The organism is Serratia sp. PL7 (assembly GCF_945957435.1).
The window spans coordinates 271156-297144 of sequence record NZ_CAMFLB010000010.1; the positions used below are offsets into that span (position 1 = coordinate 271156).

The following is a 25989-nucleotide window of genomic DNA, read 5'->3' on the forward strand; positions in this document are numbered from 1 at the left end:
CTAGGTTATCAGTGCTACCGTTTCGCCCGACAGGAAAAGCCGCATGCCCAGGCAGACAAATTTTTTGCAAGAAGCGACCGCGCGTCAGATCGTGCAACGCGCGATGAGCATCATTCACCATTCGGTCAACGTGATGGACAGCAACGGCGTCATTATTGCCTCCGGTAACGCCTCACGCCTGTATCAGCGCCATGAAGGGGCGGTATTGGCTCTGACCGAAAACCGGGTGGTGGAGATTGATGAGGCAACGGCACAGCATCTGAAGGGGGTGCAACCCGGCATCAATCTCCCATTCAGTTTCCGCAATCAACTGGTCGGCGCGATAGGGGTTTCCGGCGATCCGGCCCAGGTGCGAGCCTATGGTGAACTGGTGAAAATGGCGGCGGAGCTGATGGTGGAACAGGCCGCGATGCTCGATCAACATCAGTGGGAGAAGCGTTACCGGGAAGAGCTGGCCAACCAACTGCTGCAAGGGCACAGTGAACCCGGTTCGCGCGAGGCGATGGCGGCCTATTTAGAGCTGGATCTGCAACAGCCACGCATTGTCTGGCTGCTTGAGCTGTATGAGCCGCAGCCGCAGGCACTGAGAGGCTTGCTGGCAGAGCTGGAGATCACCCAGCGTGAGGCGCTTATCACCATGACCAGCTTTAATGAACTGGTGCTCTTGCGCCCGGCCTGTATGAGACAGGGCGTGTGGGACGTGCAGCAGGAGCGCAAGCTGGCCCAGCAACTCCAGCATGAGATCCAGCAACGCTTTGGCCTGCGGTTGATCGTCGGGGGCTTTTACAGTGGTGATGAGGGCGTCTACCGCTCCATTCAGACCGCGCGTGCAGTGCAAACCATGGCGCACCGCCTTAAGTTGCCCCAGCATACGCTATTTTATGATGATTACCCGCTGCCCTCTCTGTTGTGTGATTTGGGGGAGGATTGGCGAGCGCAGGAGCTATCCCGGCCCTGGCAGCAATTGAGCGCCCTGGATGAGAAAGGGATGCTGAGAAACACGCTGCGCCACTATTTCAATCAGAATTGTGACCAAACCAAGACTGCGGCACAGCTGCATATTCACGTTAACACCCTGCGTTACCGCCTACAGCGCGTAGAAAAAACGACTGGCCTGAAGATCAATCAATTGGCGGACGTCTTGCAACTGTATATCGGTATGTTGATGCAGGATTGAATTGTGTGAATGCACAAAATAACGTTATTTTTTACCCTTTTGTTTGTGTCTATCGCTAAAGAATTTCCGTTGTCGGCAGGGTATGGTATTCACTAACCGATGCAGTGGCATCCTCTGAAGATTAAGGCACTGTCGATGAACACCCTACAGAAAGTGGTAATTGCCCCCGACTCCTTTAAAGAGAGCCTGAGTGCTCAGGGTGTCGCAGAAGCGATCGAGCGTGGTTTCCGGCAAATCTATCCGCAGGCGCACTATGTGTTGCTGCCCATGGCGGACGGAGGCGAGGGCACCGTCGATGCGATGGTGGCCGCCACCGGTGGGGAAATCATCAATGTGCAGGTGAGCGGGCCGCAGGGCAAACCTACCGCAGCGTTTTATGGCCTGCTGGGGGAAGGGAAAACCGCAGTTATCGAAATGGCGGCCGCGTCCGGGCTGCATCTGGTGGCGGGTGACGAACGCGATCCGTTAGTGACCACCAGCTTTGGCACCGGTGAGCTGATCCTGGCGGCACTGCAACAAGGTGTAGACTCGATCATTTTGGGGATCGGCGGCAGCGCAACCAACGATGGTGGGGCGGGCATGATGCAGGCGCTGGGCGCTAAGCTACTCGACCATCATAATCAAGAATTACGGCCCGGTGGCGCGGCGTTGGCGCAACTGGCGTATATCGATCTTAGCCAATTGGATCCCCGCTTGCAGCAGGTGAAGATTACGGTAGCCTGTGATGTGGATAACCCGCTGTGTGGCGATCACGGGGCTTCAGCAATCTTCGGCCCACAGAAAGGGGCTACGCCGGAGAAGGTGCAGCAACTGGACAAGGCGCTGCATCATTACGGCACGCTCCTGGAGCAGAGCACCGGGCGCAAGGTATTGCAGGTGCCTGGCTCAGGCGCGGCAGGGGGCATGGGAGCGGCATTGATCGGTTTTCTGGCCGCTGAACTGCGGCCAGGCATCGAAATCGTGATCGAAACGCTGCATCTGGAAGACGCGGTACGTAATGCTGACCTGGTGATCACGGGTGAAGGTCGGCTCGACAGCCAGTCGATCCACGGCAAAACCCCGATCGGCGTTGCGCGGGTAGCCAAGCGCCACCAATTACCGGTGATTGCCATCGCCGGTAGCCTGTCAAAAGACTATCAGGTGGTGCATCAACACGGCATCGACGCCGCTTTCTCGGTGATCGACCGCATCGTGACGCTGCCAGAGGCGCTGGCGGACGCGGCCCATAACCTGGAAGTCACGGCGCGTAACGTAGCCGCCGTCTGGCAACTGGCGCAAAAATAACCCCCGTTCTACCTGTTATTGATATAGGTTCCGGTCCGGCGCTTTTCCGTTACAATAGGCCGCATGAGTGGCTGTTAATACGCTGAGAAATAACAGGGTATTTGCCGGGAAGGACAAGGGGATCGGAATGAAACAAGAGAAACACGGGGTATTGCTGGTGAATCTGGGTACGCCAGAGGCACCTACCCCGCAGGCGGTAAAACGCTATCTGAAAGAATTTCTCAGTGACAACCGGGTGGTCGATACTGCCCCGCTGATCTGGTGGCCAATTCTTAACGGCATCATTCTGCCGATCCGTTCACCGCGTGTGGCAAAGCTTTATCAATCCGTCTGGATGGAAGAAGGTTCACCGTTGCTGGTCTATAGCCGCCGCCAACAGCGGGAGCTGGCGGCGCGTATGCCAAATACCCCGGTAGAACTGGGCATGAGCTACGGTTCACCCAGCCTGGCACAGGCGATCGACAGCCTATTGGCGCAGGGCGTGACCAATCTGGTGGTGTTGCCGCTGTATCCGCAATACTCGTGTTCGACTAGCGCAGCGGTCTGGGATGGTGTGGCGCGGGTGCTGAAAGGCTATCGCCGCCTGCCATCGATTGGCTTTATCCGTGACTATGCCGAGCACCCAGCGTATATCCTGGCTTTGCAGCAAAGCGTTGAGCGGTCGTTCGCTGAACACGGTAAGCCCGATCGCCTGGTGATGTCGTTCCACGGTATTCCCAAACGCTACGCCACTCTGGGTGATGATTACCCGCAACGTTGCGAAGATACCTACCGCGCGTTGGCGGCGGCCATACCTCTGGCCCCAGATCGGGTGATGATGACCTATCAATCGCGTTTTGGCCGGGAGCCCTGGCTGACGCCGTACACCGACGAAACCCTGAAGAGCCTGCCAGCGCAAGGGGTGAAGCATATCCAACTGATCTGCCCCGGTTTTTCTGCGGATTGCCTGGAAACGCTGGAGGAGATCAAAGAGCAGAACCGCGAAATTTTCCTGGAGGCGGGGGGCGAGAAGTTTGAATACATCCCGGCACTTAATGATGACGCCGCCCATATCGATATGATGCAACAGCTGGTGGGGCAACGGCTGTAATCAAGCCGGCTTTTCACCGCTCGGCTAGCAAAATGCTCACGTGAAAGCGCAGCAATCAGGCGGGAATGTGCTAACATTCCTGCCTGTTCACCGCAACTCACCGCCAATCACATGAAATTTCCTGGTAAACGTAAATCCAAACATTATTTTCCGGTCAACGCTCGCGATCCGTTATTGCAGCAGACACAGCCTGAAAATGAAGTCAGTACCTCTTATGTCGTCGGTATCGATCAGACGCTGGTAGATATCGAAGCTAAAGTGGATGATGCGTTTGTTGAACGCTACGGCCTTAGCCTGGGCCATTCGCTGGTCATTGAAGACGACGTTGCCGAGGCGCTGTATCAGGAACTGAGCGACAACAACCTGATCACTCATCAATTTGCCGGTGGCACCATCGGTAACACCCTGCACAACTACTCGGTACTGGCGGACGATCGTTCCGTGCTGCTCGGCGTGATGTGCAGCAACGTCAAAATTGGCAGCTATGCCTATCGCTATCTGTGCAACACCTCCAGTCGTACCGATCTCAACTACCTGCAAGCAGTGGATGGGGCCATTGGCCGCTGCTTTACGCTGATTAGCGAGAGCGGCGAGCGCACCTTTGCCATCAGCCCGGGGCAGATGAACCAGCTACGCCCGGAAAGCATTCCTGAAGAAGTGATCGCAGGGGCTGCCGCGTTGGTACTGACCTCCTATCTGGTGCGTTGCAAACCCGGTGAGCCAATGCCGGAAGCCACCATGCAGGCGATCGCGTTTGCCAAAAAGCATGATGTACCGGTGGTGCTGACGCTGGGCACCAAGTATGTCATTGCGGATAACCCGGTGTGGTGGCGTGATTTTCTCAGGGAACATGTTTCCATTCTGGCGATGAATGAAGATGAGGCGTTGGAACTCACAGGGTTGAGCGATCCGCTGATGGCCTCAGAGATGGCATTGGACTGGGTAGATTTGGTGCTGTGTACCGCTGGGCCAAACGGTCTGTACATGGCAGGCTACACCGAAGAGGCCAACAAGCGTGAAACTCAGCATCCGCTGTTGCCGGGCCATATCGCCGAGTTTAACCGCTTCGAATTCAGCCGTGCGATGCGCCGTGCAAGCTGCGAAAACGCGCTCAAGGTCTATTCGCATATCGCCCCGTATATGGGCGGCCCGGAAAAGATCATGAATACCAACGGTGCGGGCGACGGTGCGTTGTCTGCGCTGCTGCATGATATCGCCGCTAACGGCTATCACCGTAACAACGTGCCAAACTCCAGCAAGCATGTGCGTAGCTACCTGACCTATTCTTCATTGGCGCAGGTCTGCAAATATGCCAACCGCGTTAGCTATCAGGTGCTTAACCAGCACTCGCCACGTTTGACCCGTGGGCTGCCGGAGCGGGAAGACAGTCTGGAAGAGTCTTACTGGGAACGGTAACCAACAACAACCGGTAAGAGCGCGGTTTTAGCGCTCTTACCGGCTTAATGGCTTCAGATTGGGCAGGCGGCCAGCTTTTCTTCGTCCGACAGCGTATCCAGCTTGAGGATATTCAACATGCTGTTGGCGATCTCACGTTCCCCCATCACCACCTGATCGGCACCCCGGTCGGAAATATACGAAACCTCGTCGTCGTAATGAGCGCGGGCGATAATCTCCAGAGTTGGGCGCTTGGTGCGGGCCGAGGCCACGATCTCACCGGCTTCATAACCATTGGGAATGGTCAGCAGCAGCCAGCGTGCGCAGTCGAGCCGCGCCAGTTCCATGATTTCAGGATTGGCTGCATTGCCTAACACCGCTTTGATGCCTTGAGCGCGCAGCGCTTCAACCCGAGGGCGGGAGTTTTCTATCACCACCATCGAGACGCCTTCTTCGGTCAGTTTGGCCCCTAGCAGACTGCCAACCCGACCATAACCCACGACGACGGCATGATTGCAGATATCAACTGGGATCTGCTTCTCTTCCTCTACCGCTTCTTCCAGGATCTGATCCTCGATGGTTTCCGTCTTGGCCAGATAGCGCTCCAGCAAGGTAAACAACAGCGGGTTGAGCATGATTGACAGGATCGCCCCGGCCAGCACCAGATTGCGGCCATGCTGATCCATCATGCCCAGCGTGACTCCCAATCCGGCCAGGATAAAGGCGAATTCACCAATCTGTGCCAGGCTGGCGGAAATGGTCAGCGCGGTACGTTTGGAGTGGCCGAACATTTTGACCAGTGCGAAGGCTGCCACCGATTTACCAAACAGGATAATCGCCAGCGTTGCCAACACCGCCAGCGGTTGGTTGATCAGTATCATCGGGTCGAACAGCATACCGACCGAGACAAAGAACAGCACCGCAAAGGCGTCACGCAGCGGCAGCGTATCGTGCGCTGCGCGGTGGCTCAGTTCCGATTCGTTCAGCACCATACCGGCAAAGAAGGCACCCAGGGCAAATGAGACATCAAACAGGCCGACAGCGCCGTAGGCAATACCCAGCGCCAGTGCCAATACCGCCAGCGTAAACAGCTCGCGCGAGCCGGTACTGGCGGTTTTTGCCAGGATCCATGGCACCACACGGCGGCCGACGATAATCATCAGCGCGATAAAGGCGATAACCTTGCCAATGGTGATGGCCAACTCGGTGAGCAGTTGCGTGGTGCTGGCGGTATCGCTGTTGAGCATATTGGCAAATGCCGGCAGCAGCACCAGGGCCAACACCATGGCCAAATCTTCGACAATCAGCCAGCCGATGGCGATCTGCCCGCGTTGGCTATCGATCAGTTGCCGTTCTTCCAGGGCGCGCAACAGTACCACGGTACTGGCGGTGGACAGACACAGGCCGAACACCAGGCCGGAAACCAAATCCCAGCCCATCAGTTTGGACAACCCCATCCCCAACACCGTCGCGACGGCGATTTGGGCAATGGCCCCTGGGATAGCGATATTTTTTACTGCGAGGAGATCTTTAAGCGAGAAATGGAGACCAACACCGAACATCAGCAGGATCACCCCAATCTCCGCGAGTTCCGGCGCCAACGAGGTATCAGCGACAAAACCGGGGGTAAACGGGCCGGCAAGTACGCCTGCGGCTAGATACCCTACCAACGGGGAGATGCGCAGGCGGTTTGCCAGCATTCCGAAGAGGAAGGCGAGTACTAACCCTCCAACAATAGTGGTGATCAAGGGTGTTGAATTATGCATCCATACTCCTCTGGTTGTGCTCACGGGTGTTACGAAAGGATACATTTAGTTTATTGCATTTGAGCGTTTATTGCTTAGCTAATTTAGGGTTTTGTGTAAAAAACCAGACTATTCGTCTATTTTGGCAGAAGGAAGGGGAATCATGGCGTAATTGACCGGATTAAATGGGGTTTTGGAGTAGATAACCCGGTTTAACTTCTGCGCTAAACCGGGGTAATATCAGGGTTATTGTTGGTTATGCTCCATATTCGGTAGTAATGCAGTGATAATGCCGATAAGCGGCAGGAATGCGCAGATTTGATAAACCAGCTCGATGCTGGTCAAATCAGCGACATAACCAAGAACTGCCGCGCCTAACCCGCCCATACCGAAAGCAAAACCGAAGAATAGACCGGAAACCATCCCCACTTTGCCGGGGATCAGCTCTTGCGCATACACCAGAATGGCCGAGAAGGCCGAGGCCAGAATAACCCCGATGATCACCGTCAAAATCCCGGTCCAGTAGAGAGAAGCATGGGGTAAAGCCAGGGTAAATGGGGCAGCGCCCAGGATAGAACCCCAAATTACATATTTACGCCCAAACTTATCACCCAAAGGCCCGCCAATAATGGTTCCTGCCGCTACGGCAAACAGGAAGGCAAACAGATGGAATTGGGCATTCTGTACCGAAACGCCAAACTTATGTATGAGATAAAAGGTGTAATAGCTGCTAATGCTCGCCAAGTAGAAGTATTTGGAGAATATCAGTACCAGCAGGATGCTTAAGGAGAACATGACGGTACGTTTTGGCAGCGGTTTGACCAGAGAAGCGGCTTTTGGCTTGCCTTGGGCCGCCCGATGTTGCTGCTTATACCATTTACTGACCTGCAACAAGACTACAATAGCCAGCAGCGCAGCCAGTGAGAACCAGGCGACATTGCCCTTGCCGTAGGGGGCGATAATCAGGGCGGCCAACAGCGGGCCGAGGGAGCTGCCGAAGTTGCCACCCACCTGGAACAGCGACTGGGCCAAACCGTGCCGCCCCCCGGATGCCATGCGCGCGACGCGGGATGACTCAGGATGGAATACGGAGGAACCTGTGCCCACCAAAGCGGCCGCCAGCAGCACCAGAGGGAAAGTGTTGGCCACCGAAAGCAGCAGTAAGCCCGACAGAGTGAATCCCATGCCGATGGGGAGCGAATAAGGCTGCGGGTGCTTATCGGTGTAATAACCAATCAGCGGTTGTAGCAGTGATGCGGTGAGCTGATAAGTCAGGGTGATCATCCCGATCTGCACAAAGCTAAGGCTAAAATCGGCTTGCAAAATCGGGTAAATCGCCACGATCAGTGATTGCATCATATCGTTGAGCAGGTGAGAAACGCTGATAGCACCGAGAATAGAGAACGCCGTGCCTTTGGCCGCGCTGCTGGTTACCGGTGGAATATCCGTTTCACTACGGTCAGTCATATTATTATTAGCCTGGTAAGTGAGAGAGGGAAAGCGACATCTTATAACGTTCATCTTTCGTCCGACAACGGGGTAGCTGATTCTCTCTCGATCATTATGTGCTATCGGGAGCGCCGATAAAATTCGGACCGGCCGTGCCTTTCCGACATAATTTGACGTATGTCGCAAAAATTTGAAATTAGTTGCAGTCGATTCGCGTTACAATTTCGTCCTCATCAAAAAATACCCATTATTAACAATGGAGATCTGCCATGCGCTTTTCGCTTCACACCACCGCATGTGCGTTGGCTGTTTCCCTGACGTTGTTTTCAGGAACGGTCAGTGCCTGGGAAAAGGATAAAACCTACGATATCACCATCCTGCACACCAACGATCATCACGGCCATTTCTGGCAGAACGATCATGGTGAGTACGGCCTAGGGGCGCAAAAGACGCTGGTGGACAGCATCCGTCAGGAAGTGGCGGCGAAAGGCGGCAGTGTGCTGCTGCTGTCCGGTGGAGACATCAATACCGGCGTGCCAGAGTCGGATTTGCAGGATGCAGAACCCGATTTCCGTGGCATGACGCTGATCGGCTACGACGCGATGGCGATTGGCAACCACGAATTCGACAACCCGCTCAGCGTGTTGCGCCAGCAGGAAAAATGGGCTTCTTTCCCGCTACTGTCCGCCAACATTTATCAAAAAAGCACCCAGCAACGCCTGTTCAAGCCTTATGCCCTGTTTGAAAAGCAAGGGGTGAAGATTGCGGTGATCGGCCTGACCACCGATGACACCGCAAAAATCGGCAACCCGGAATACTTTACCGATATCGAATTCCGTGTCCCGGCGCAAGAAGCCAAGCAGGTGGTGGAGCAACTGCGCAAAGATGAAAAGCCGGACGTGATTATCGCTACCACCCACATGGGCCACTACGACGATGGTAACCATGGCTCTAACGCGCCGGGGGACGTGGAGATGGCACGTAGCCTGCCTGCGGGCTATCTGGATATGATTGTCGGTGGGCATTCGCAAGATCCGGTCTGTATGGCGAGTGAAAACCACAAACAGGTGGATTATGTCCCGGGCACGCCTTGCTCGCCAGATCGCCAAAACGGGACCTGGATCGTCCAGGCTCACGAATGGGGTAAATACGTTGGTCGTGCCGACTTCCAGTTCCGCAACGGCGAACTGAAATTGATGCATTACCAGCTGATCCCGATCAACCTGAAGAAAAAGGTAGAGAAAGCCGACGGCACCAGCGAGCGGGTCTATTACACCCAGCAGATCCAGGAAGATCCGTCGATGATGAAGCTGCTGACGCCGTTCCAGGACAAGGGCAAGGCCCAGTTGGAAGTGAAGGTGGGCAGCGTCAACGGCAAACTGGAAGGGGATCGCAGTAAAGTCCGCTTCGTGCAGACCAACCTTTCGCGCGTGCTGCTAGCCGCGCAGATGGAGCGCGCCAACGCAGACTTCGCCGTGATGAGCGGTGGTGGCGTGCGTGACTCGATCGAGGCTGGTGATATCACCTATAAAAACGTGCTCAAGGTGCAGCCGTTTGGCAACACCCTGGTGTATGTCGATATGAAAGGCAGCGAGGTTGAGCCGTATCTGGCAGCGGTAGCCAATATGAAGGTGGATTCCGGTGCCTATGCGCAGTTCGCCAACGTCAGCTTGGTGGCGGACGGCAAAGGCGTTAGCGACGTCAAGATCAAGGGTGAACCTTTACAGGCAGACAAGACCTATCGTATGGCGACGCTGAACTTCAACGCCCTGGGCGGCGACGGTTATCCGAAGATTGATACCCTGCCAAGCTACGTCAATACCGGCTTTATCGATGCGGAAGTGCTCAAGCAGTATATCGAGAAGCACTCACCGCTGGATGCGGCGGCGTACGAACCGAAGGGTGAAATAGTTTATAAGTAATTAAATATAAAGGCGGTTTTCTATCGGTGACAGGATTGAAAACCGCCTGTTTTTAGCTTCACAAAAAATCTTCTGCAAAACCCCTGCAAAACTCTTCTGCAAAACGGTACAAAAAACAACCGTTATCACACCGCGATCACTGTCCAATTTTTGCCCCTGTCATCATTGTATTTATCGGTCATTTGCTGGTTTTTATGCCCAAGCAAAGACATGGTATCGATACCCTGATCACGGTATAGGCGCTCGGAGAGTGACCGCTGTTCATGGAATGTTGGTGGCGTTCCCTTACTCCATTTCAACCCTGATTGATCCCTGGCTTTGCTAAATGTGGTTGTAATGCTCTTATCGCCAATCTGGCCGCCTCGCTTCGCGGTTGCCACGGTATGGTGATGGTGGAGTAGGTACGGGCTTACGATCCGATCCCGGCACTCCGCTATAACCTCGCGCAGACTCATGTTTATCGCATTGCACCGCAAGCTTAATGGTATGGCCAGACGAGCCCCCGTTTTCTCCTGCTCTACATGCAAATGATCGTCCCAAACGTCAGCGAATTTCATGTTGGCGATATCTGAAAGACGCTGCCCGGTGACAATCGCCAGCAGCATAGCTCTACGCAGATAAGGCTGGAATGATGCGGCGGTTTCGAAAATGGATTGCCATTCATCCAGATCGAGGCGTTGCCGCTGAACCTTGGCTTTTGGGTTTTTTGTTGCTTGGGCGGGGTTGTAACCAGGAGGGACTTCCCCGGCATGCTGGGCTTCCTTGTACACATCGATAATCACCCGACGAACAACCTGGGCCATGATGGCCTGTCCGCGCTCCTTGTACGGCTCCAGAATATCGGCAATGTCGCGCACACTAACCTCGGAAAGCTGTTTGTTGCCAATTTCCGAGCGAATCACTTTTACCGGGTTCTTTTTCTGGTTCACGGTTGTAGGCTTGATTTCGCCAAGCTTCAGGCGTTCCTCCTGAATTTTCCAGTAACGATCAAGCCATCCGCTAACTGAAATACCTTCACCTAAGCTGCGGCTGATCTTGTCGCGAGCCATGAGTAGTTGACTCATCTTCTGCTCAGCCAGCCGCGAACTGGCCTCTGTAGCGATTGCTATCGCCGCCTCTTCATCGGTGCCTAGCCCGTGAAACTTCCCTGTCACGGGGTGCTTGTAACGCCAGTAAACCTTTTTGGTTCTGGCGTCGGTATAGCACGATAGGCCCGGAATGGTGACGTTATACTTACGTGGTCGCGCCATCTTCAAGAATCCTCTTCAATCGTGGATCATCGTCTTTCTTCACTACCGGCTTGGCAGCCATACCAACAAACCTCGCTGTACGTTCTACCCGCCAGTACCGGCCAGCCTTAACTGGCTGGGGCGATATCATGCCATTTTTGGCGAACTTAATCAGTGTCGGATAACTCGGCACCGGCTCGTCAAACTCTTCTTTTGCCCAGTCAGTGATTTTAATTGTGCGGGACATTATTCACCCCCTTCATAACAAGCTTGCATCAGCCGATACAGGCGATCGCTATCTTTCAACCGATAAACCTCTACCCATTCATCCCAATGTGAAGCAACAACCGCCCAATGCTTGCCGTGCTGTGACATGTCACCAATCTTTTCAGCTAATCCAGGCACCGCATTAACTAGGCGTAGGCATCGGCCAAAATCAGCCGGATCGCGTGGGTAATGGTTTTCCGCCTTGAACTCACCGGTAAGAACTGACGCCATAAACTTGCTGCTTAACCCGGTGTCGTCGCTGGCCAGCCATGCGGCGATCCCCATTCCCGGCGATGCCTTAACTACCGGTTTGGCAAACTCGGCGCAGATATCGTTTGCAGCTTTGATGATGGCGTTAAACCTTCTTGCCTCAACGCCGGTACCTGGGTGCTGGCGATCGATCTCCGTCGCTATCGCGGTGAGAAGGCTGATTTGGTCAAGTAGGATGCTCATCGTGCCATCTCCTGTAATGCAACCTTATAAGCTCTCATCACAACCGGCGTTTTGCCGGATAGTGCAGACTTCATGATAAAAAAGCCGGTGTGTTTGGCTGTCACGTTCGTAAGGAATAGGGCTGTATCCACCACCCGGTTATGCTTACGGAACTCAAACACCGAGCTGGTGATCGTAAGACTGGCCGTCACGCCGTGATCCTGATAATCAATTTTCATTGAGCACCTCGGCGCACAGTTCAAATGCGTTATCACGCAGCGGCATAATCACCAGGAACGGGTTGCCGTAGAGATGATCGGCTACCGGATCTAAAATCAGTTGGCATGGGCCTGTTTTGCTGTAGGGCTTGAACTTGACCGGGCCGAATGCGCTACCAAACATCAGGTACGGGAGCGCCAGCAACCGGGCGGCAAACATCGGCATTTCATCACAAGGCTCGGCGTCTGCCGGTAGTAGCTTGCTGAAATCTGGGTAGCGGCATTCGACCAGCTCAAGCCTGTTGCAACCAATTCGCGTAGCCTGATCCTCGTCAATAGAGACGTAGTGAATGGCGAGCCATCCATCATCAAAGCTTTTGATGCATGTGCCATCTGCCTCGGCAGGAATGTCGCCGTGAACGATAAACACCGCGTCGATATCGGTCTTATCGCCATGCTCCATCATCACTGCTGCCCGCCCGTCAGTGGCTTTGATATGGGTAGGGGTGATGTACACCCCTCGCAGGTACTCGCGCGGCTCGCTTTCGTCGGCCACGCAGTGAAGGGCGGCGCGTAGAATATCGGTAGGGAACATCATTGCTTTGCCTCCGGCTCAATCTTGATAATTTCAGCGCTAATCAGCATGTCTTTCAGCCATTCATCGCCCCTCAACCCATCGTCATGACATTCCAGATCACCGAAATCGATCACCGCCATTTCTTCATTTTCACCTGTCTCATCGTTGAAGAAAGGAATGGTATCGAGCCTGTAATAAGCAGACTCAACAGCGGATTCAATTACACTGAGTCCGTTGGTATTACCGCCAATAACGATTTCTATTGTTGTGCGGTAGTGCCACCGTCCAAACGTCAGACGAACGGTCTTATCTACCATGCGCCCACACATTATGAGGTTGGGGTCAAAGTTCATTGGTTCAGGTGTTGCTTTGGTTGTGGTGGTCATTGCTTGGCCTCCACAGCTGCTTTATTGGCTTCGGTAATTTTCAACGCGAAACCGCCGAAATCGGGATGCTGCCAGCGCTTAAGCTTGCCGGTCGGCTGCGTCGATTCTTCGATTAGGCAGCTAAACGCCTCGGAGAACGCCACGTTATGCACCAGCAGATAACCGCGCTCTCCGTTGGTCAGCTTGGTTGGCAGGTTCGAATACGAAGCCAAGCGACGGCATGCGGCATCAGACAGGCCAAACTTCCATACCAGATCGATAACCGGGACAAATTCGGATTCCTGATGGTGAATTTCAGGCTCCGTGATCAACGCGGCTTCGGGAGTTGGTAATGCAGGGGCGTGGATCACCTGCTGACCGATAACGTCCATCACGGCTTTCATCGTCGCGGACGCGGTGGCCTCTGCCACGACACGGGCGACCGACAGAATGTGATCGGATGCGGAGATCGCCTGCTGTGCCGGTGCGACAATGCGGGGCTGCGTCAGTTCTGCGTTTAGTTCTTTCCAGCTTTTGATGAGAGCCATGCGTCGGGCTGCATCGTAGCCAGTAACCAGGCATTCTGAGTGCGCATGGTCAAGCCAGTATTCCCAGGCGTTAGGGTTGTTTAGGTCGTATTGCACGCATGTAACACCATGATTTGTAAGGTAAGCCAAATCTGGATTACGGGTGCACTCCTCTTCGGATAAGCTGTAAAGCTTCCCCAGCATGACGCGGATATCACGACAAACTTTTCCATGATCTTTGCCGACGACGACCGCAATTTTACGGCTACCCATCATTGGCTTGTTATTAACTACTGTCATTTGCTTTTCCATTACTTCGTTACCTTTTCTAAATTGATACCAATGTGTTTTGCATAACGGCGCATACCGCGATTTAAGGGCATCTGAACATTGCCGCCATCGGTGCGGTATGGAGCTACGGACTGTTTCACGTTGATGGACTCCCAAACCGGATCCCTGGTCAGTCGCAGCCCCTGCGCTAAGGTCACGCCGCACAGGCCTTGGCGTGTTTTGCTATTGCGTTTTTTTGTCATGCTGATGCTTCCCCGCTGGTGGTCTTGTTGATGTGCTTGCTGAGCGCCTCGGCCGTCCGCTTATTCGCTTTCGTCACTTCGGCGCGCTGTTGGCGTTCCTTTGCTTTTTTCGCCCAGGCATCACTGCGCGCGTCCAGAGTTCGACTTTTGTCGCAACGATCCGCCCGGACTTCTGCCCAGTTTTGGTTTATCGGCTTCACGGCTACCGCGCTGGCCTGACGCCAGAACGTGGCCGCAAGTTGCAACTGGTCAGCCTTCTCGAACTTGGCCGCCTGGGTGGCGTTGAGCATGTAGGGGCTAAATTTCATTTGGCCCCCGATGCTGGATTGCGAAGCTCGATCCCAGAATTTGCTTTAGCCAGCAGATCTGAAGGGTTAGCGCCATCCAGATTGCGACCGAAGCCCTTAGCTGATGCCGCGAGCCAGCCATCCAACGTTGAGAAGAAGCCAACTATCTGCCCAGCTAACGAGTTTTGCTCCTGGGTCAAATGAACCCCAAGGCTTCCCATGCCGCACATCTCAAGGACGACGTGCTGCAGGTTTCCGCAGGGAGAGGCACCATGCTCTCGCAGGTGTTTTAGATACATGCAAGCCAGAGCTTCCCCAGCCTCGACGCTGCCTTGATAGCTCCCGGTTCTCGGGACTGCCCAGAATGAAGCCCCTGACTTATTTTTCCGTAAGTGAACAAATGGCAGTCGATGCAGTGGATGTTCACGGCGATTGTGGTATTTCAAAGGTTTTTTGTTGTCCGCAATAACCCCTTTGTTATTTGCCATCAGTGCACCACCTGCAGGGTGGCTTCCCCTGGGTTCGCTAAAGCATCCGATACGGCTGCCACCATCATCTCTTCCATGACGGTTTCACCCAGAGGCGTTAACTTGTGCATGCTGGATAGCATTCCGCTGTAGAGCGTAGATACGTGAGCACCTCCGTCTTTCAGGCCAAATTCTTCATAGCCTGGCTGCTCGATCAAAGTGGTCATGCATTGCTCAATGCTCTGCTGAGACAAGTAGACGCGAACCCCTTTATTCTCTGATATGACCACCTCCGCCCACTCCCCGCAGTAATGGCGCTGGCAGAAATCTAAATAGGCGAGGGCAATCCGTCCCCGGTATAATTCGATTTTGTTAATCGCTTCTTTCATGACTAATTACCTTTTCCCTGCCTCCCTGCGTGGGGAACCCCAGCCGGAAGGCAGTAATTAAATTTCGTGATTACTTAATTAATATGGGCGGCGTTTCATTAGTTCATCATGCTGGCCTTTCCACTTATCCCATTCAGCCTGCCACTTGGCTATTTCTCGCTTTTTGGCAAGTAATTTCCGAATACGTTTTTCACAACGGCAATGAGCCTGCCAGTAAATAAGTGTTAGTTCGCCACGGCTAAAATTAATAACACCACCTTCTTCTTTCTGATAGCCGCCTTCGTGAGTATTAACGCCCGCACGGTCAAACACCTTTTGAGTCATAAAGTGAGCAAGGCGAGTAATGGCAGTAGTTCGACTGAAACACTTCTTGCTGCGACCGTGGCGAGACACAACAAAAACCGGCAATGGCTTGTGTTCAAATGATGATGCAAGGCCACCACATCCTGACGAGGAACTTGGTGATTTTTTATTATTCATTTTCACTTTCCTCAGGTGAAGTTATCATCCATCCTGCTCGTTCAGCCATTTCGATAAATCCGCCAAGCGTGGCAATATGATCTGTTGGCTGCATTGTATAATGACTTTTCAACTTGCCATCTTCGATGTGGACAACCACTTTACCTGTGAACTGGCTACTAACAGTTAACGATATATCGCTCATGCACCCAGGTAATTCGGCGTTCATCAGCGACTCAGCTCTGTTTTTATTAGCAATACTTAAAAGCAGCAACTCATTCAACAAGCCTTGAAATCTGCCAGCTATCTGAACATCCACGGCACGAATTTTATCTGCAAGTAAGGTGGCATACAGTTCATCAAGTTGACGAATGTATCGGTTAACATGGCTGGTGGTCTGCGCCAGATGCTGCAATGGCGTTTCTGGTTCGCCATTTGGGAAAGCGGTAGCTTTGAATCCCACCGGCTCGCGATAGAGCATGTGTTGCTTATCCCGGAGCAATGAACCATCAACGTGTTTCGGCTGTTCTGATTTAACTGGCAACATAATCCACCTCTGTGATTTTATTAGCGCAGCGATAATGAGAGAATGCATAATCACCAGTTTCTTTATTAACATAAGTACAGATGTAATTACCGTTACGCTCACCGAGTTCCGGGAGTGGCTCCTTGCAGTTAATGCCGTAGGCTTGCTTAGCCATGCGCATACATAACTTCCAGTACCAAGAGTTATCAGGGTCGCTTTTGATTACACGCTGCGCTTTGCGTAACATTTCACGATCAACCAAAACCAACCGGTTTGATTTTTTCTGTGATGGCATGTTATTGTTCATATCAGCCTCTTTAAAATATTTCGAGATTATAGGGGTTAGGCTCTGGTTAGTGATTGGCGTCGCAACCAGAGCTGCCTAATTAACAAAACATAGCGTTAAGCTTTTTTGAGTTACGTATGATTTCCTTTGCCTCTTCACAAGCAGAATCAATGCTGATAAAAAAATCGACTAAAACAAATGAATCGCCAGAACGCTTATAAAGAGCAATTTCATAATCCCCGTCAAAATCCTGCTCAAGGATATAACTTGCCCCTTTCCAAATCTTATTATCTGGCAGTGTGTACGCGCGGTCGGCACCAGTAACTTTCAGCTTTTCGTGAATACAAAAAGGTTGCTGGCTTGATCTTAATGTGGCTGGGGGTAATGGCTGATTGTTCATCTCACTGGCTCCGTTGTTTGCCGATGGAGGAACAATACTCATTTTGTTGTTTTATGTAAACCACAAAATGAGTATTCAATCATTTAAATAACCTAATTTGTTGTATTTAAAGATTATAAATATTTGCATTTGTTGTTTTATGAAGGGCTAAGAGCGTAAAAAAGGCCGCAATTGCGGCCTTGGTGGGAGGGGGAAGGGCTAAACTAGTTTCATCATCGTCTGGATGGCGACACCTATAATTTTACAATTGCCGTTAATGGGGATCATCGGCCATGCTGGATTTAGTCCTTTCAGATACCTTTGACCACCGTCTATTACCAGCCTTTTAAAGGTTGCCTCGTTTGAATCTGACAGTTTTGCAATGACCAAACTACCGTTTTGCGCCTCCCTTCCTGTATCAAAGAGGACAAATGTTCCCTCGGGAATGCTTAGGCCCATAGGTGCCGTCATGGAGTCGCCGTCAACCTCTAGCCAGAATCCTTCACCCTGAACATGGGCGGCTGATTCCAGCCATAGGTCGATGTCTTTTAGATGGTAGGCCTCAACAGCCTCTAACCATGCACCTGCCTGCACCTTGCTTAGTACCGGGTAGCGCTTGCCTGGTTCATATGGGCCAGCATAAGTAACGTTATTGGAGCTTGAACCAGTAAGCAGCCAGTCGATATCGCAATCTAGCGCTTTCGCTAACTCAGGAAGATACCTAGGGCGCCCCGTCCTCCCTGATTCCACCGAAACAATTCCTTGCTGGGTTGTCCCTGCTTTTTCCGCTAACTGTGACTGCGTTAGGCCCAATTCTAAGCGTTTGCTTTTAACTCTATCTGCCAGATTCATAAACCCCTCCATGTATTGCCGCACATGATACAACAGTCATTGTATTTGACAAACAACAAAATGAGTATTCTAATACTACAAATATTGTTAATGTGGAGTGTGTATGAATATCTCTGTCCGTCTCAAGGAGCGCAGGCTTCAGTTGGGGCTAACGCAACAGCAGCTAGCGTCGTTAGCTGGTGTAAGGCAGCAAACTGTTCAACGTATTGAGGGGGGGAGCTCCCGACATCCAAGGCATCTACTTGAAATATCTGATGCCCTTGGGTGCTCTCCAAAGTGGCTCCTGCATGGCATACCTGAGTGACTCACTACCAGTACGCCAAAACGGTTATGCCAGCGGTGTATTGCCCCGCTGATGCCGAATGGATACAGGCGCAGATCGCCAAGTTTAGCACGGCAGCAAAGAACCAACTTGTGACGCTATACGCAGATGTTTATCAGGCCGCATGGGATGAGGAACAGGTTTCCTACAGGCAGGAGAACGCAGCGCGTAGGGCGGCAAATAAGCGGCTTAGGCTGCACATTGCTCAGTATCTAAGGCCGAGTATGGGGCTGACAGAAAAGCCCCCACTTGCCAAGGCGCAGGCCCAGCACGGAGTGGCGGATAGTCCAGTGGACGCGCAGCAGGATCGGAAGTAGCTGGGGACACAACGTATCAGGCGACACTGATCAGGGGGATGTGTCCTGGCCAGTGAAACAGAGGTGAGGTTTCCACGGGCTAAAACCGGAAAAACGAGGGGCAAGGTCAACGACTGATCGAGTCTTCGAAAACATCGGCATCAAGATATAAGAAAGGACGTTTTTTAGAGGCTTTAAAAACAATGACTTACGGGGAAAAAGTGGACACCCGGTGTCCGGTCACCGGACATATTGAAACATGCATTATAAAACAATGAGTTATGAGGTAAAAGCGGACACCCAGTGTCCTAATCTTGGACAAACAGGAACAAAGGCACCCAATGAGCACAGGCAGCATTAACAAAAAACTGGATTTCATGCGGCTGTTTCGCCAGGGATGCAGTCGCTTGCGTGGGGTGATACGTCAGAACAAAACAGCAGCTGATCTGTTTCTGTATTTGGCTGAGAACGCCGACATGAATACAGGGGCTATTGCGGTGGATCAGGCGGTGCTAGCGAAGGAGTTGCTCTGTTCTGAGCGGCATGTTCGGCGGGCTATCAAGTTGCTTGAGGATGAGGGATTTGTTCGGCGCCCAACTCCGAACGTTTTCGCCATCAACCCGGCTGACATCTGGAGCGGTTACGACAACAGCATGCGTTCATCGCTTTACATGACAATGGATCAGGGGGTCGCAAAAAAGGTGCGTTACATGTTCAACCCGAAGGCTAGCAACATGATCTCTGTGGCTATCGGAGTGGTAGAAGACAAGAAACCGGAAGGGGGTACTTTGGCGAGCGCTTCCCATCCGGCCCTTGAGGATAAAACTGATGCTTAACCTGAAACCGAAGGCTAAACAGGTCACTGGCTTAAAGCTTTTGAGCCAAGACTGGAATAACTATCGCACATTCCTGCTGTCGGCACCAGTTGGTTACGGGAAGACGTTTCTATCGGCTTACCTGGTCGATAAGCTGATCCAGCAAGGGAAACGGACAATGTTCTGCGCGCCGTACCTCACGCTGGTGAAACAGACCGCTACGCGCTTCGTGCAATACGGCCTACCAGAAGACCAGATCAGCTATGTGTGGCGAGACTACCAGCCACACGACCCGCAGCGACTGATTCAGATCGCCAGTGCCGACACGCTGATACGCCGCGAATTCCCCGACAATATCGATCTGCTGATTATCGATGAAGCCCACATGAAGCGCCGCGCGCTGCTGGACATCATCCGCGATTCCGGCGTTAAGGTGGTGGGTTTATCCGGTACACCGTTCGCGCCGTGGATGGGGAAATATTTCGAAAAGCTGGTTAAACCCACAACGATGAAGGAACTGATCAGCATTGGCGACCTGAGCCGGTATGAATTTTTCGCACCGACTAAGCCCGATCTGAAAGGGGTGAAGACCAGCAGCGTCGCAGGATTCGGCAGCGATTTTAATGAAGACCAACTGGCCGAAATTATGTGCGGTGCCGAGCTGGTGGGCGACATAGTTAAGAACTGGCTGGAGAACGGGGAGGATAGGCCAACCATCTGTTTCTGCGTCAACAAGGCCCACGCGAACTACATCACGATGGCGTTTCTACGAGCTGGCGTGAATGCTGAGGTCATGATTGCCGAAACACCTGCAGAGGAACGGCAGATGACGATCCACCGCTTTGAGCAGGGTGCTACAAAAATCATCGTTAACGTTGGCGTTCTAGTCGCCGGGTTCGATAGTGATGTTCGTTGCATCATCTACGCAAGACCGACCAAATCAGAGATCCGGTGGATACAGTGCCTCGGGCGTGGACTACGCACGGCACCAGGCAAAGACCATTGTTTAATCTTCGATCACTCTGGCAGCGTCCACCGCCTCGGATATCCCGACGATATCGAGTATGACGACCTCACCGGAAAGAGTGACGGCATGAAGGCTGGCCCTAAAGCTGCAAAGCAGGAAAAGGCGGAGAAACTTCCCAAGGAATGCCCGCAATGCCATTACATGAAACAAGCCGGTATCTACATCTGCCCGAAATGTGGTTTTAAGCCACTGACCGGTGAAGACGTAGAAACCGATGCAACACGCGGATTGAAGCGCCTTAGCCGTAAGGCAAAAACCTACAGCAAAAATGAGAAGCAGGCATGGTGGAGCCAGATTAAATACTACCAGCACCAGCGCATCCTGAAGGGAAAGCCGCTATCTGACGGCTGGGCGGCGCACACCTACAAAGAGAAGTTTGGCACCTGGCCTAAAGGTCTATCAGATTACCCGATGGAGACTAGCCCCGAGGTGTGGAACTTCATCAAGTCAAAATTTATCGCGTATAGCAAAGGTAACGGGGCAAGCCAATGAAGACCACAGAGGCAGTAATCGGTCGATGGCCGGAAATTTTCGAGTATTTTGACCTGCCACCACTAACTGGCAAGAAACACTACAAGGGCGAATGCCCCGTGTGTGGCGGAAAGGGTAAATTTCGCTTTGATGATGAAGACCACGGATCATGGATCTGCGCGTGTGGTTACGGTACCGGATGGAAACTACTGGAATTAACCCAGCGCAAGCCTTTTGCGGAACTGGCAAGGGAAATTGACACGCTTATCGGCAATACATATCAGCCTGACCAGGGCGACACCGCACCGAAACCGCGTGAAAGCGCGAAAATCCGGGAAGGTGTTATTGCTAAGTTTGGCTTGCTGGCGGGCCTGCGGGGAACCGGTGCCGAGCTATATCTTAACGGTAGGGGAATTAACCGGCTACCCGTTGATTGGGTGAAATTTAACGCGATAGAGAAGACACCCTATGGCGATATACAGGCAATGTGGGCGCTGGCCACTGATGATAAAGCCAAGCCGTGCTATCTACATCGCACGTTTTTGGATGGTGCGCACAAGGCCAATATACCGACACAGAAACGGATGTTGTCGCTGCAGGAGGATAGTTACCTGGAACATGCCGGTTCAGTGGCGATCCGGATGTTCCCCGTAGCCTCTACGCTGGGCATTGCCGAGGGTATAGAAACCGCTCTTTCTTGCCAACAAATCTACAACTGCAACACATGGGCCGTTCTAAACGCGTCGCTAATGAAACGCTTCCGCGCTCCTGCCGGGGTAAGGCACTTGGTTATTTTTGCTGACTGTGATGATAACGGTGCAGGACACGCAGCCGCGTGGGAGTGTGGGCACCGAAATATCATTTCCAAAAGCAACGATGTTCAGCAGGTCAGTATTCGCTGGCCGGGGAAGGATAACGGCGAAAAGTGTGACTTTAACGACATGCTGATGACTGGCGCGAAAGTTTACGAATGGCCTTTAAAGAAGAGGAGCGCCTAATGAAACTGGAATCATCGTTAAAGCATTTCAGCGCCCAGGGGCTGACCATCACCGATAGCCCGAACGGCACCAGCGCGGATCGGGTGACGGGTACTGATGTAATGGCGGCCCTCGGCGTGGTTCAATCAAAGGCCCGTTTCGGCATGGCGGCGTTCCTGGGTAAAACCGGGATTAGCGACGGGGATCGGGATCAAGCCATAAAGGCGCTGACACAATACGCTAAACGGAAGGCACCTAAGCACGTAGGCAAGGTGGCAGGCCGGAAGATGGCGCACTGCATGGTGATACTCGCCACGATGGCTTATGAGGAATATTCACATTCTGCCAGCGCCACTGTGACCTGTCACAACTGCAAAGGTAAAGGGCTGGTGGAGGCGTGGAAGGATGTGAAGACTTACCCTGGTTACATCGGCGCAGATGGTGAAGAGAAAATCCCGCCGACCATCAAGCGGCAGCTGGTGCATGAGTATTGCCAGTCGTGCAAAGGGAAGGGGGAGATCCATAAGCGCTGCCGCAATTGCAAGGGAACCGGTAAGGCGCTAGATCGTGAAGCAACCAAGGCAACCGGAGTGCCAGTTATCAAAGATTGCGAGCGGTGCAACGGTAACGGTTTTAGCCGAATGCCTTCCTCCGTAGCCTTTCGGGCTATAGTAGCGCTTATTCCCGACCTCAACGAAAGGACGTGGCGGCGGAACTGGAAGCCGTTCTATGAGGCGCTGGTTTCGAAATGCAGCATTGAAGAAGAGGTGGCCGCCGTCGAGTTCCAAAAAGTAACCAAATAGAGCGCGTTCGGCACGGATGCCGACATTTTTACTACACAGGGTTGCATTTTGTCCGGAGGTGGCGTAAATTCTTTAAATAGTGGCATATCTCGCCTGAACACTATGAATATTTATCAGAACCCGCATCCGTGCGGGTTTTTGCGTTTATGGGGAAATGAAAAATGATGAATTGCCCCCTCTGTGGTCACACGGCCCACACCCGATCAAGTCGCTATCTGAGTGAAGAAACCAAAGAGCGTTATCACCAGTGCCGCAACGTTGATTGCAGTTGCACGTTTGCGACCCATGAAACGGTAGCCCGTTTAATAGCAACGCCGCAGTTGGTGGGCAAAAAAATGCCCCGAGCTAGTAGTTAGCTAAGGGCTAGGCGTTCAGAAAGGCATGTTGTTATTGTTGGTTGGCATGCCACCAACTTCAGGATGGGCTTCTATAATTACACTGCTGCCGATTTGAATGCAAAAAAACCACCACCCTCCGTCTAGGGTGGTGGGCGTCAATATGACCAACACTAGGGAATCGGTACTGCATAAGATAGGGTGGCCGTTTGAGCTCGCCAGTGGTAAGCATCATTAATCATTTAACCAGCTAAAGCAATACTGAGAGTATGGTTAATTGATGAGTGTCAACAAAACTTAGGGCTGCGCTTATGCGTGGCCTTTTAGCTTATGGAGGTACTGGTGAAAATATTCACTGCGGTATTTCACCCCAACGGGCTGTTTTTGAGCGCCCCCACTCAGGATGACTTCTGGGTATTGCTAAGCTCACAGATTGGTTGGGGGCGATTCACTTTAGTTCGCGCTAATGAAGAGTTCAGCCCCCACGGAGGAATCTTTCAATTATCGGAAGTGCGGCCGGTGCTTTTAACACCCCCTGAGTCAGTAGTTGAAGGATCAAATGTTTTATGGCGTCTGCCGGAAGCTCGCGAAGTTTTGCAATCATTCCTTTCTTCTGATCGTCTGGCAGGTTCGTTACTCGAATAATATCCTCAAGAGCTATAATTGTGCTGTCGTGGAATTTTACAGTCTGTACATTAAGGATTGCACCAAGACCTCCATCATTTCTAATGAAATCAATTCCTTTATGAGTGATCTTCAATCTGCCTGAATTTACGATGTAATCGTTCATACCAAAGTCTACGCCACTGACGATTAGTCCATGACCTTCAAGATAAATAAGATTGGATGCGAAATTGTCCTCGCTACCGAACAATACGCAGAAACTGTCATATTGCTCATGACTGAGCTCAAAAGGGGTTGCGCTGTACAGCGCTTGCAATAGTTGTCGCTGGTGCTCTCTGCTGTACTTGTCTGTTTCCGTCATTGGATTTCCTTCTTGGTTGCGTTAGCTCTCCCAAGATACCACCACCTGATGTGAAAATAATCAGGTTCTCAAAGGCTCACTTCGGTGGGCCTTTTTCATTTCTGACGCCCAGCGGGGTAAGGATTATGCGTATGCCTACAAAAAGCCCTGATGTGTGGGCGGCAATTGTTGCGTGGTTAGTATCGGTAAAAGAAGAGGGAGTCGCTGGGGCGCTGGCGGGCGTGATGGCGTACCTGCGTGGGCGCTATAACGGCGATGGCGTGGCAAGGTCACTTTTCGATGCGCTCATGTGTGCGGTATTCGGCTGGTTCGTCAAAGACGGTCTTGCGCTGTTCGGCGTGGGTGATGAGTGGGCCTACTTTGCGTCCGTGATTATTGGCTATCTGGGTACACGTTATTTCGGTGATCGGCTGAAGGATTTAGCAGATAGGAAAACGGGGGCTTCAAAGTGACGAATAAATTTATTTTCGGTACAGCAAGCGAGAAGAAACTGGCCGGTGTTCACCCCGATCTGGTGAAAGTGGCTCGTCGTGCGTTGGAGCTGTCACCAGTAGACTTCCGTATCACTGAAGGGCTACGAACGATTGAGCGCCAGCGCCAGCTCGTAGCAGAAAAGAAAAGCCAGACGCTGAAGAGCCGTCACATCACTGGTCATGCTCTCGACGTGGTAGCGCTGCCTGGCAATGTGGTGTCGTGGGACATGGCGTACTACCGGCAGATCGCCGCAGCATTCAAGCAGGCCAGCGATGAGTTGCGGATCCCGGTGGAGTGGGGTGGCAACTGGACGACGCTTAAAGACGGGCCACACTTCCAACTGACGCACAAGGATTACCCTGCATGACACAACTCAAACGCTACAGCCTGATCGGTGCGCTGGTGGTGGCTATTTTGCTTGGCTGGTATAGCTCCGTGCTGGCCGACCGGCTTGATAAGGCCGATAAAGCAAACGAAAAGCTGGTGGAAGCAGTAGGTGATCGGGACGACACAATCAAAGCGCTCAATGATGCGTCTGGTGCTGACCGGCGCGCCACTGAGGAACAATTGAAAATAGAACAGCAGAAGAGGGCCAAGGCCGATGCTGAAAACAGAACGTTACGCGAGGCGCTGGAGCATAGCGACGCTGGTAATCAGCCTTTGCCTGATGATGTTAAGCGTATCTTGCGCAGAGAGACCAGCACCCCCGCCAGCCCCTAAGCTGATCTACGTGTACCCGCCAGCGGTATTGCTTCAGCAGTGCGAACAGACACCATTCATAGGGGAAACCTTCGGTGATGCTGTCATTGCATTGCAGGTGAGCCAGGGTGAGCTGGATATATGCGCCTCTCGTATTGAGGGGCTGATTAAGTGGCAGCGGGATAATCCAAGAGGTAATAATGAATATCAAAAACTTAAATAAAGCTAATGGTATCAAAATATTATTAGAAGAACTGCAAGATCAGCACCAGATGATTGTTAGGGGAGATGCATTAGGGGTAACTATCTCAGGTCGTTATCAGGACGCTGCGTTTGTTAAAACTATTCAACCTCATGTGTTGGCTGAATTGAGCGGGCGTATCGAGGCAAAGAAACACGAACTCGCTGAGCTTGGAATTACCTTCACTTAATAGATGCTCTGACTGAATAATAAGCTATGATGAATTAGAATTTCATCAGACCAGTCAATGGAGTGTATTGTGAGAAAGGTCATAGTTTTCTTTAATGGAGAACCTCCTTACCTATTAGAAGTTAGCAAGGGTCTTCCTACTTTGCGTTTAAGTTACCCCGATGGGCAGATGAAAGACCTGCAAATCTCCAGGCTGGCGGGTGTGGATACATATGCGTTTGCAACCGACAGAGATGTTGAACCGCATGAGGTCAGGGAAGCCGCAGAAAGCCTTATCCAATAATCATTACAGAGCGTCTATACGTGGGCGCTCGATAATGTTGTAAGATATTTTCTAATATAGTTGGGTGCGCGAGATGGCCGAAGCTTTTGCTTCTGACGGGACTAAGCGTGACATGAGCTAGATCGAGCTGTGGTGCACGTGGCCTATACAGTATCGACCGTGGGTTCGAATCCCACCCCAGCTACCAAACCTAACCCGCAGCGGCGGGACAACCAAG

General features: G+C 52.4%; 35 protein-coding genes and 1 pseudogene. 17 read left to right on the top strand and 19 right to left on the bottom strand.

Annotated features, from left to right (window positions below; genetic code table 11):
- The first annotated feature begins 43 nt into the window (after nt 1-43).
- The 4 genes from N6G83_RS31790 (at nt 44) to N6G83_RS31805 (ending at nt 4967) form a co-directional block, all read left to right on the top strand.
- Complete coding sequence (locus N6G83_RS31790) at nt 44-1177, top strand: sugar diacid recognition domain-containing protein (protein ID WP_098928396.1); 1134 nt, start codon at nt 44-46, stop codon at nt 1175-1177.
- Nucleotides 1178-1312: 135 nt separating this feature from the next.
- Nucleotides 1313-2461 carry a glycerate kinase gene (locus N6G83_RS31795; protein WP_211134872.1) on the top strand — a complete coding sequence of 383 codons (1149 nt, stop codon included), beginning with the start codon at nt 1313-1315 and terminating at the stop codon, nt 2459-2461.
- A gap of 127 nt (nt 2462-2588) precedes the next feature.
- A complete protein-coding gene (gene hemH / locus N6G83_RS31800) occupies nt 2589-3551 on the top strand; it encodes a ferrochelatase (protein WP_024528410.1) in 963 nt (320 codons plus the stop codon).
- Nucleotides 3552-3662: 111 nt separating this feature from the next.
- Complete coding sequence (locus N6G83_RS31805; RefSeq protein ID WP_024528411.1) at nt 3663-4967, top strand: inosine/guanosine kinase; 1305 nt, start codon at nt 3663-3665, stop codon at nt 4965-4967.
- Nucleotides 4968-5020: 53 nt separating this feature from the next.
- Here the strand turns inward: N6G83_RS31805 and ybaL are convergent, their stop codons facing one another.
- Together ybaL and N6G83_RS31815 are read right to left on the bottom strand one after the other, a co-directional pair.
- Entirely contained in the window at nt 5021-6712 is a 1692-nt protein-coding gene (ybaL, locus tag N6G83_RS31810) for a YbaL family putative K(+) efflux transporter (RefSeq protein ID WP_024528412.1), read from the bottom strand.
- Between the two features lie 225 nt (nt 6713-6937).
- Nucleotides 6938-8158: an MFS transporter gene (locus N6G83_RS31815; protein WP_074032026.1), complete on the bottom strand. Its 1221-nt coding sequence runs from the start codon at nt 8156-8158 to the stop codon at nt 6938-6940.
- A 251-nt stretch (nt 8159-8409) separates the two neighbouring features.
- On the opposite strand from N6G83_RS31815, the gene ushA reads away from it, so the two are divergent.
- Nucleotides 8410-10062: a bifunctional UDP-sugar hydrolase/5'-nucleotidase UshA gene (gene ushA, locus N6G83_RS31820; protein WP_211134873.1), complete on the top strand. Its 1653-nt coding sequence runs from the start codon at nt 8410-8412 to the stop codon at nt 10060-10062.
- A 125-nt stretch (nt 10063-10187) separates the two neighbouring features.
- Here ushA and N6G83_RS31825 read toward each other — a convergent pair whose 3' ends face one another.
- The 16 genes from N6G83_RS31825 to N6G83_RS31900 all read right to left on the bottom strand — a co-directional run bounded on the left by N6G83_RS31825 (nt 10188) and on the right by N6G83_RS31900 (nt 17855).
- The gene (locus tag N6G83_RS31825) at nt 10188-11312 is read right to left on the bottom strand and encodes a phage integrase Arm DNA-binding domain-containing protein (RefSeq protein WP_260524085.1); all 1125 of its coding nucleotides are present in this window, start codon (nt 11310-11312) and stop codon (nt 10188-10190) included.
- Entirely contained in the window at nt 11296-11538 is a 243-nt protein-coding gene (locus N6G83_RS31830; protein WP_161739656.1) for an excisionase, read from the bottom strand. The genes N6G83_RS31825 and N6G83_RS31830 overlap by 17 nt, the downstream gene beginning before the upstream one ends.
- On the bottom strand, nt 11538-12011 hold the full coding sequence (locus N6G83_RS31835) for a hypothetical protein (RefSeq protein ID WP_260524086.1): 474 nt from the start codon (nt 12009-12011) through the stop codon (nt 11538-11540). The genes N6G83_RS31830 and N6G83_RS31835 overlap by 1 nt, the downstream gene beginning before the upstream one ends.
- A complete protein-coding gene (locus tag N6G83_RS31840; RefSeq protein ID WP_223537166.1) occupies nt 12008-12229 on the bottom strand; it encodes a hypothetical protein in 222 nt (73 codons plus the stop codon). The genes N6G83_RS31835 and N6G83_RS31840 overlap by 4 nt, the downstream gene beginning before the upstream one ends.
- Nucleotides 12219-12806 carry a hypothetical protein gene (locus N6G83_RS31845; protein WP_260524087.1) on the bottom strand — a complete coding sequence of 196 codons (588 nt, stop codon included), beginning with the start codon at nt 12804-12806 and terminating at the stop codon, nt 12219-12221. The genes N6G83_RS31840 and N6G83_RS31845 overlap by 11 nt, the downstream gene beginning before the upstream one ends.
- The gene (locus tag N6G83_RS31850) at nt 12803-13171 is read right to left on the bottom strand and encodes a DUF5406 family protein (protein ID WP_025122272.1); all 369 of its coding nucleotides are present in this window, start codon (nt 13169-13171) and stop codon (nt 12803-12805) included. The genes N6G83_RS31845 and N6G83_RS31850 overlap by 4 nt, the downstream gene beginning before the upstream one ends.
- On the bottom strand, nt 13168-13989 hold the full coding sequence (locus N6G83_RS31855; RefSeq protein ID WP_260524088.1) for a Rha family transcriptional regulator: 822 nt from the start codon (nt 13987-13989) through the stop codon (nt 13168-13170). The genes N6G83_RS31850 and N6G83_RS31855 overlap by 4 nt, the downstream gene beginning before the upstream one ends.
- On the bottom strand, nt 13989-14210 hold the full coding sequence (locus N6G83_RS31860) for a hypothetical protein (protein ID WP_260524089.1): 222 nt from the start codon (nt 14208-14210) through the stop codon (nt 13989-13991). The genes N6G83_RS31855 and N6G83_RS31860 overlap by 1 nt, the downstream gene beginning before the upstream one ends.
- Complete coding sequence (locus tag N6G83_RS31865; protein WP_260524090.1) at nt 14207-14518, bottom strand: ANR family transcriptional regulator; 312 nt, start codon at nt 14516-14518, stop codon at nt 14207-14209. Before N6G83_RS31865 ends, N6G83_RS31860 begins: the two co-directional genes overlap by 4 nt.
- The gene (locus tag N6G83_RS31870; protein WP_260524091.1) at nt 14515-14985 is read right to left on the bottom strand and encodes a hypothetical protein; all 471 of its coding nucleotides are present in this window, start codon (nt 14983-14985) and stop codon (nt 14515-14517) included. The genes N6G83_RS31865 and N6G83_RS31870 overlap by 4 nt, the downstream gene beginning before the upstream one ends.
- Nucleotides 14985-15353, bottom strand: coding sequence for a hypothetical protein (locus N6G83_RS31875; RefSeq protein WP_260524092.1), 369 nt, complete (start codon nt 15351-15353; stop codon nt 14985-14987). The genes N6G83_RS31870 and N6G83_RS31875 overlap by 1 nt, the downstream gene beginning before the upstream one ends.
- Nucleotides 15354-15431: 78 nt before the next feature.
- A complete protein-coding gene (locus tag N6G83_RS31880) occupies nt 15432-15833 on the bottom strand; it encodes a hypothetical protein (RefSeq protein ID WP_260524093.1) in 402 nt (133 codons plus the stop codon).
- Nucleotides 15826-16359, bottom strand: a complete 534-nt coding sequence (locus tag N6G83_RS31885) for a hypothetical protein (RefSeq protein WP_260524094.1) — start codon at nt 16357-16359, stop codon at nt 15826-15828. Before N6G83_RS31885 ends, N6G83_RS31880 begins: the two co-directional genes overlap by 8 nt.
- Entirely contained in the window at nt 16346-16645 is a 300-nt protein-coding gene (locus N6G83_RS31890) for a hypothetical protein (RefSeq protein ID WP_260524095.1), read from the bottom strand. The genes N6G83_RS31885 and N6G83_RS31890 overlap by 14 nt, the downstream gene beginning before the upstream one ends.
- A 79-nt stretch (nt 16646-16724) precedes the next feature.
- Nucleotides 16725-17024, bottom strand: coding sequence for a hypothetical protein (locus N6G83_RS31895; RefSeq protein ID WP_260524096.1), 300 nt, complete (start codon nt 17022-17024; stop codon nt 16725-16727).
- Between the two features lie 198 nt (nt 17025-17222).
- Nucleotides 17223-17855: a LexA family protein gene (locus tag N6G83_RS31900; RefSeq protein ID WP_039995836.1), complete on the bottom strand. Its 633-nt coding sequence runs from the start codon at nt 17853-17855 to the stop codon at nt 17223-17225.
- Between the two features lie 103 nt (nt 17856-17958).
- Here N6G83_RS31900 and N6G83_RS31905 point away from each other — a divergent pair, with 103 nt between their 5' ends.
- The 6 genes from N6G83_RS31905 (at nt 17959) to N6G83_RS31930 (ending at nt 22922) form a co-directional block, all read left to right on the top strand.
- Entirely contained in the window at nt 17959-18159 is a 201-nt protein-coding gene (locus tag N6G83_RS31905) for a helix-turn-helix domain-containing protein (RefSeq protein ID WP_039995837.1), read from the top strand.
- Between the two features lie 655 nt (nt 18160-18814).
- On the top strand, nt 18815-19309 hold the full coding sequence (locus tag N6G83_RS31910) for a replication/maintenance protein RepL (RefSeq protein ID WP_161739639.1): 495 nt from the start codon (nt 18815-18817) through the stop codon (nt 19307-19309).
- The gene (locus N6G83_RS31915) at nt 19302-20807 is read left to right on the top strand and encodes a DEAD/DEAH box helicase (protein ID WP_260524097.1); all 1506 of its coding nucleotides are present in this window, start codon (nt 19302-19304) and stop codon (nt 20805-20807) included. The genes N6G83_RS31910 and N6G83_RS31915 overlap by 8 nt, the downstream gene beginning before the upstream one ends.
- Nucleotides 20804-21784, top strand: a complete 981-nt coding sequence (locus N6G83_RS31920; protein ID WP_260524098.1) for a toprim domain-containing protein — start codon at nt 20804-20806, stop codon at nt 21782-21784. Before N6G83_RS31915 ends, N6G83_RS31920 begins: the two co-directional genes overlap by 4 nt.
- A complete protein-coding gene (locus N6G83_RS31925) occupies nt 21784-22566 on the top strand; it encodes an antitermination protein (protein ID WP_260524099.1) in 783 nt (260 codons plus the stop codon). The genes N6G83_RS31920 and N6G83_RS31925 overlap by 1 nt, the downstream gene beginning before the upstream one ends.
- A 161-nt stretch (nt 22567-22727) precedes the next feature.
- On the top strand, nt 22728-22922 hold the full coding sequence (locus N6G83_RS31930) for an ogr/Delta-like zinc finger family protein (RefSeq protein WP_260524100.1): 195 nt from the start codon (nt 22728-22730) through the stop codon (nt 22920-22922).
- Between the two features lie 454 nt (nt 22923-23376).
- Here the strand turns inward: N6G83_RS31930 and N6G83_RS31935 are convergent, their stop codons facing one another.
- A complete protein-coding gene (locus N6G83_RS31935) occupies nt 23377-23886 on the bottom strand; it encodes a hypothetical protein (protein WP_211136868.1) in 510 nt (169 codons plus the stop codon).
- Between the two features lie 131 nt (nt 23887-24017).
- Between N6G83_RS31935 and N6G83_RS31940 the strand changes: the two genes are divergently transcribed.
- The 6 genes and pseudogenes from N6G83_RS31940 (at nt 24018) to N6G83_RS31965 (ending at nt 25959) form a co-directional block, all read left to right on the top strand.
- The gene (locus tag N6G83_RS31940) at nt 24018-24338 is read left to right on the top strand and encodes a phage holin, lambda family (protein WP_211136869.1); all 321 of its coding nucleotides are present in this window, start codon (nt 24018-24020) and stop codon (nt 24336-24338) included.
- Nucleotides 24335-24727 (top strand): M15 family metallopeptidase, encoded by a 393-nt coding sequence (locus N6G83_RS31945; RefSeq protein WP_211136870.1) that lies wholly within the window; start codon nt 24335-24337, stop codon nt 24725-24727. Before N6G83_RS31940 ends, N6G83_RS31945 begins: the two co-directional genes overlap by 4 nt.
- Nucleotides 24724-25080 carry a hypothetical protein gene (locus tag N6G83_RS31950; RefSeq protein WP_211136871.1) on the top strand — a complete coding sequence of 119 codons (357 nt, stop codon included), beginning with the start codon at nt 24724-24726 and terminating at the stop codon, nt 25078-25080. Before N6G83_RS31945 ends, N6G83_RS31950 begins: the two co-directional genes overlap by 4 nt.
- A gap of 179 nt (nt 25081-25259) precedes the next feature.
- Entirely contained in the window at nt 25260-25490 is a 231-nt protein-coding gene (locus N6G83_RS31955) for a hypothetical protein (protein ID WP_211136872.1), read from the top strand.
- A gap of 69 nt (nt 25491-25559) precedes the next feature.
- A complete protein-coding gene (locus tag N6G83_RS31960; protein ID WP_211136873.1) occupies nt 25560-25772 on the top strand; it encodes a hypothetical protein in 213 nt (70 codons plus the stop codon).
- 58 nt (nt 25773-25830) lie between these two features.
- Nucleotides 25831-25959 (top strand): annotated as a pseudogene (locus N6G83_RS31965).
- Nucleotides 25960-25989: the final 30 nt, after the last annotated feature.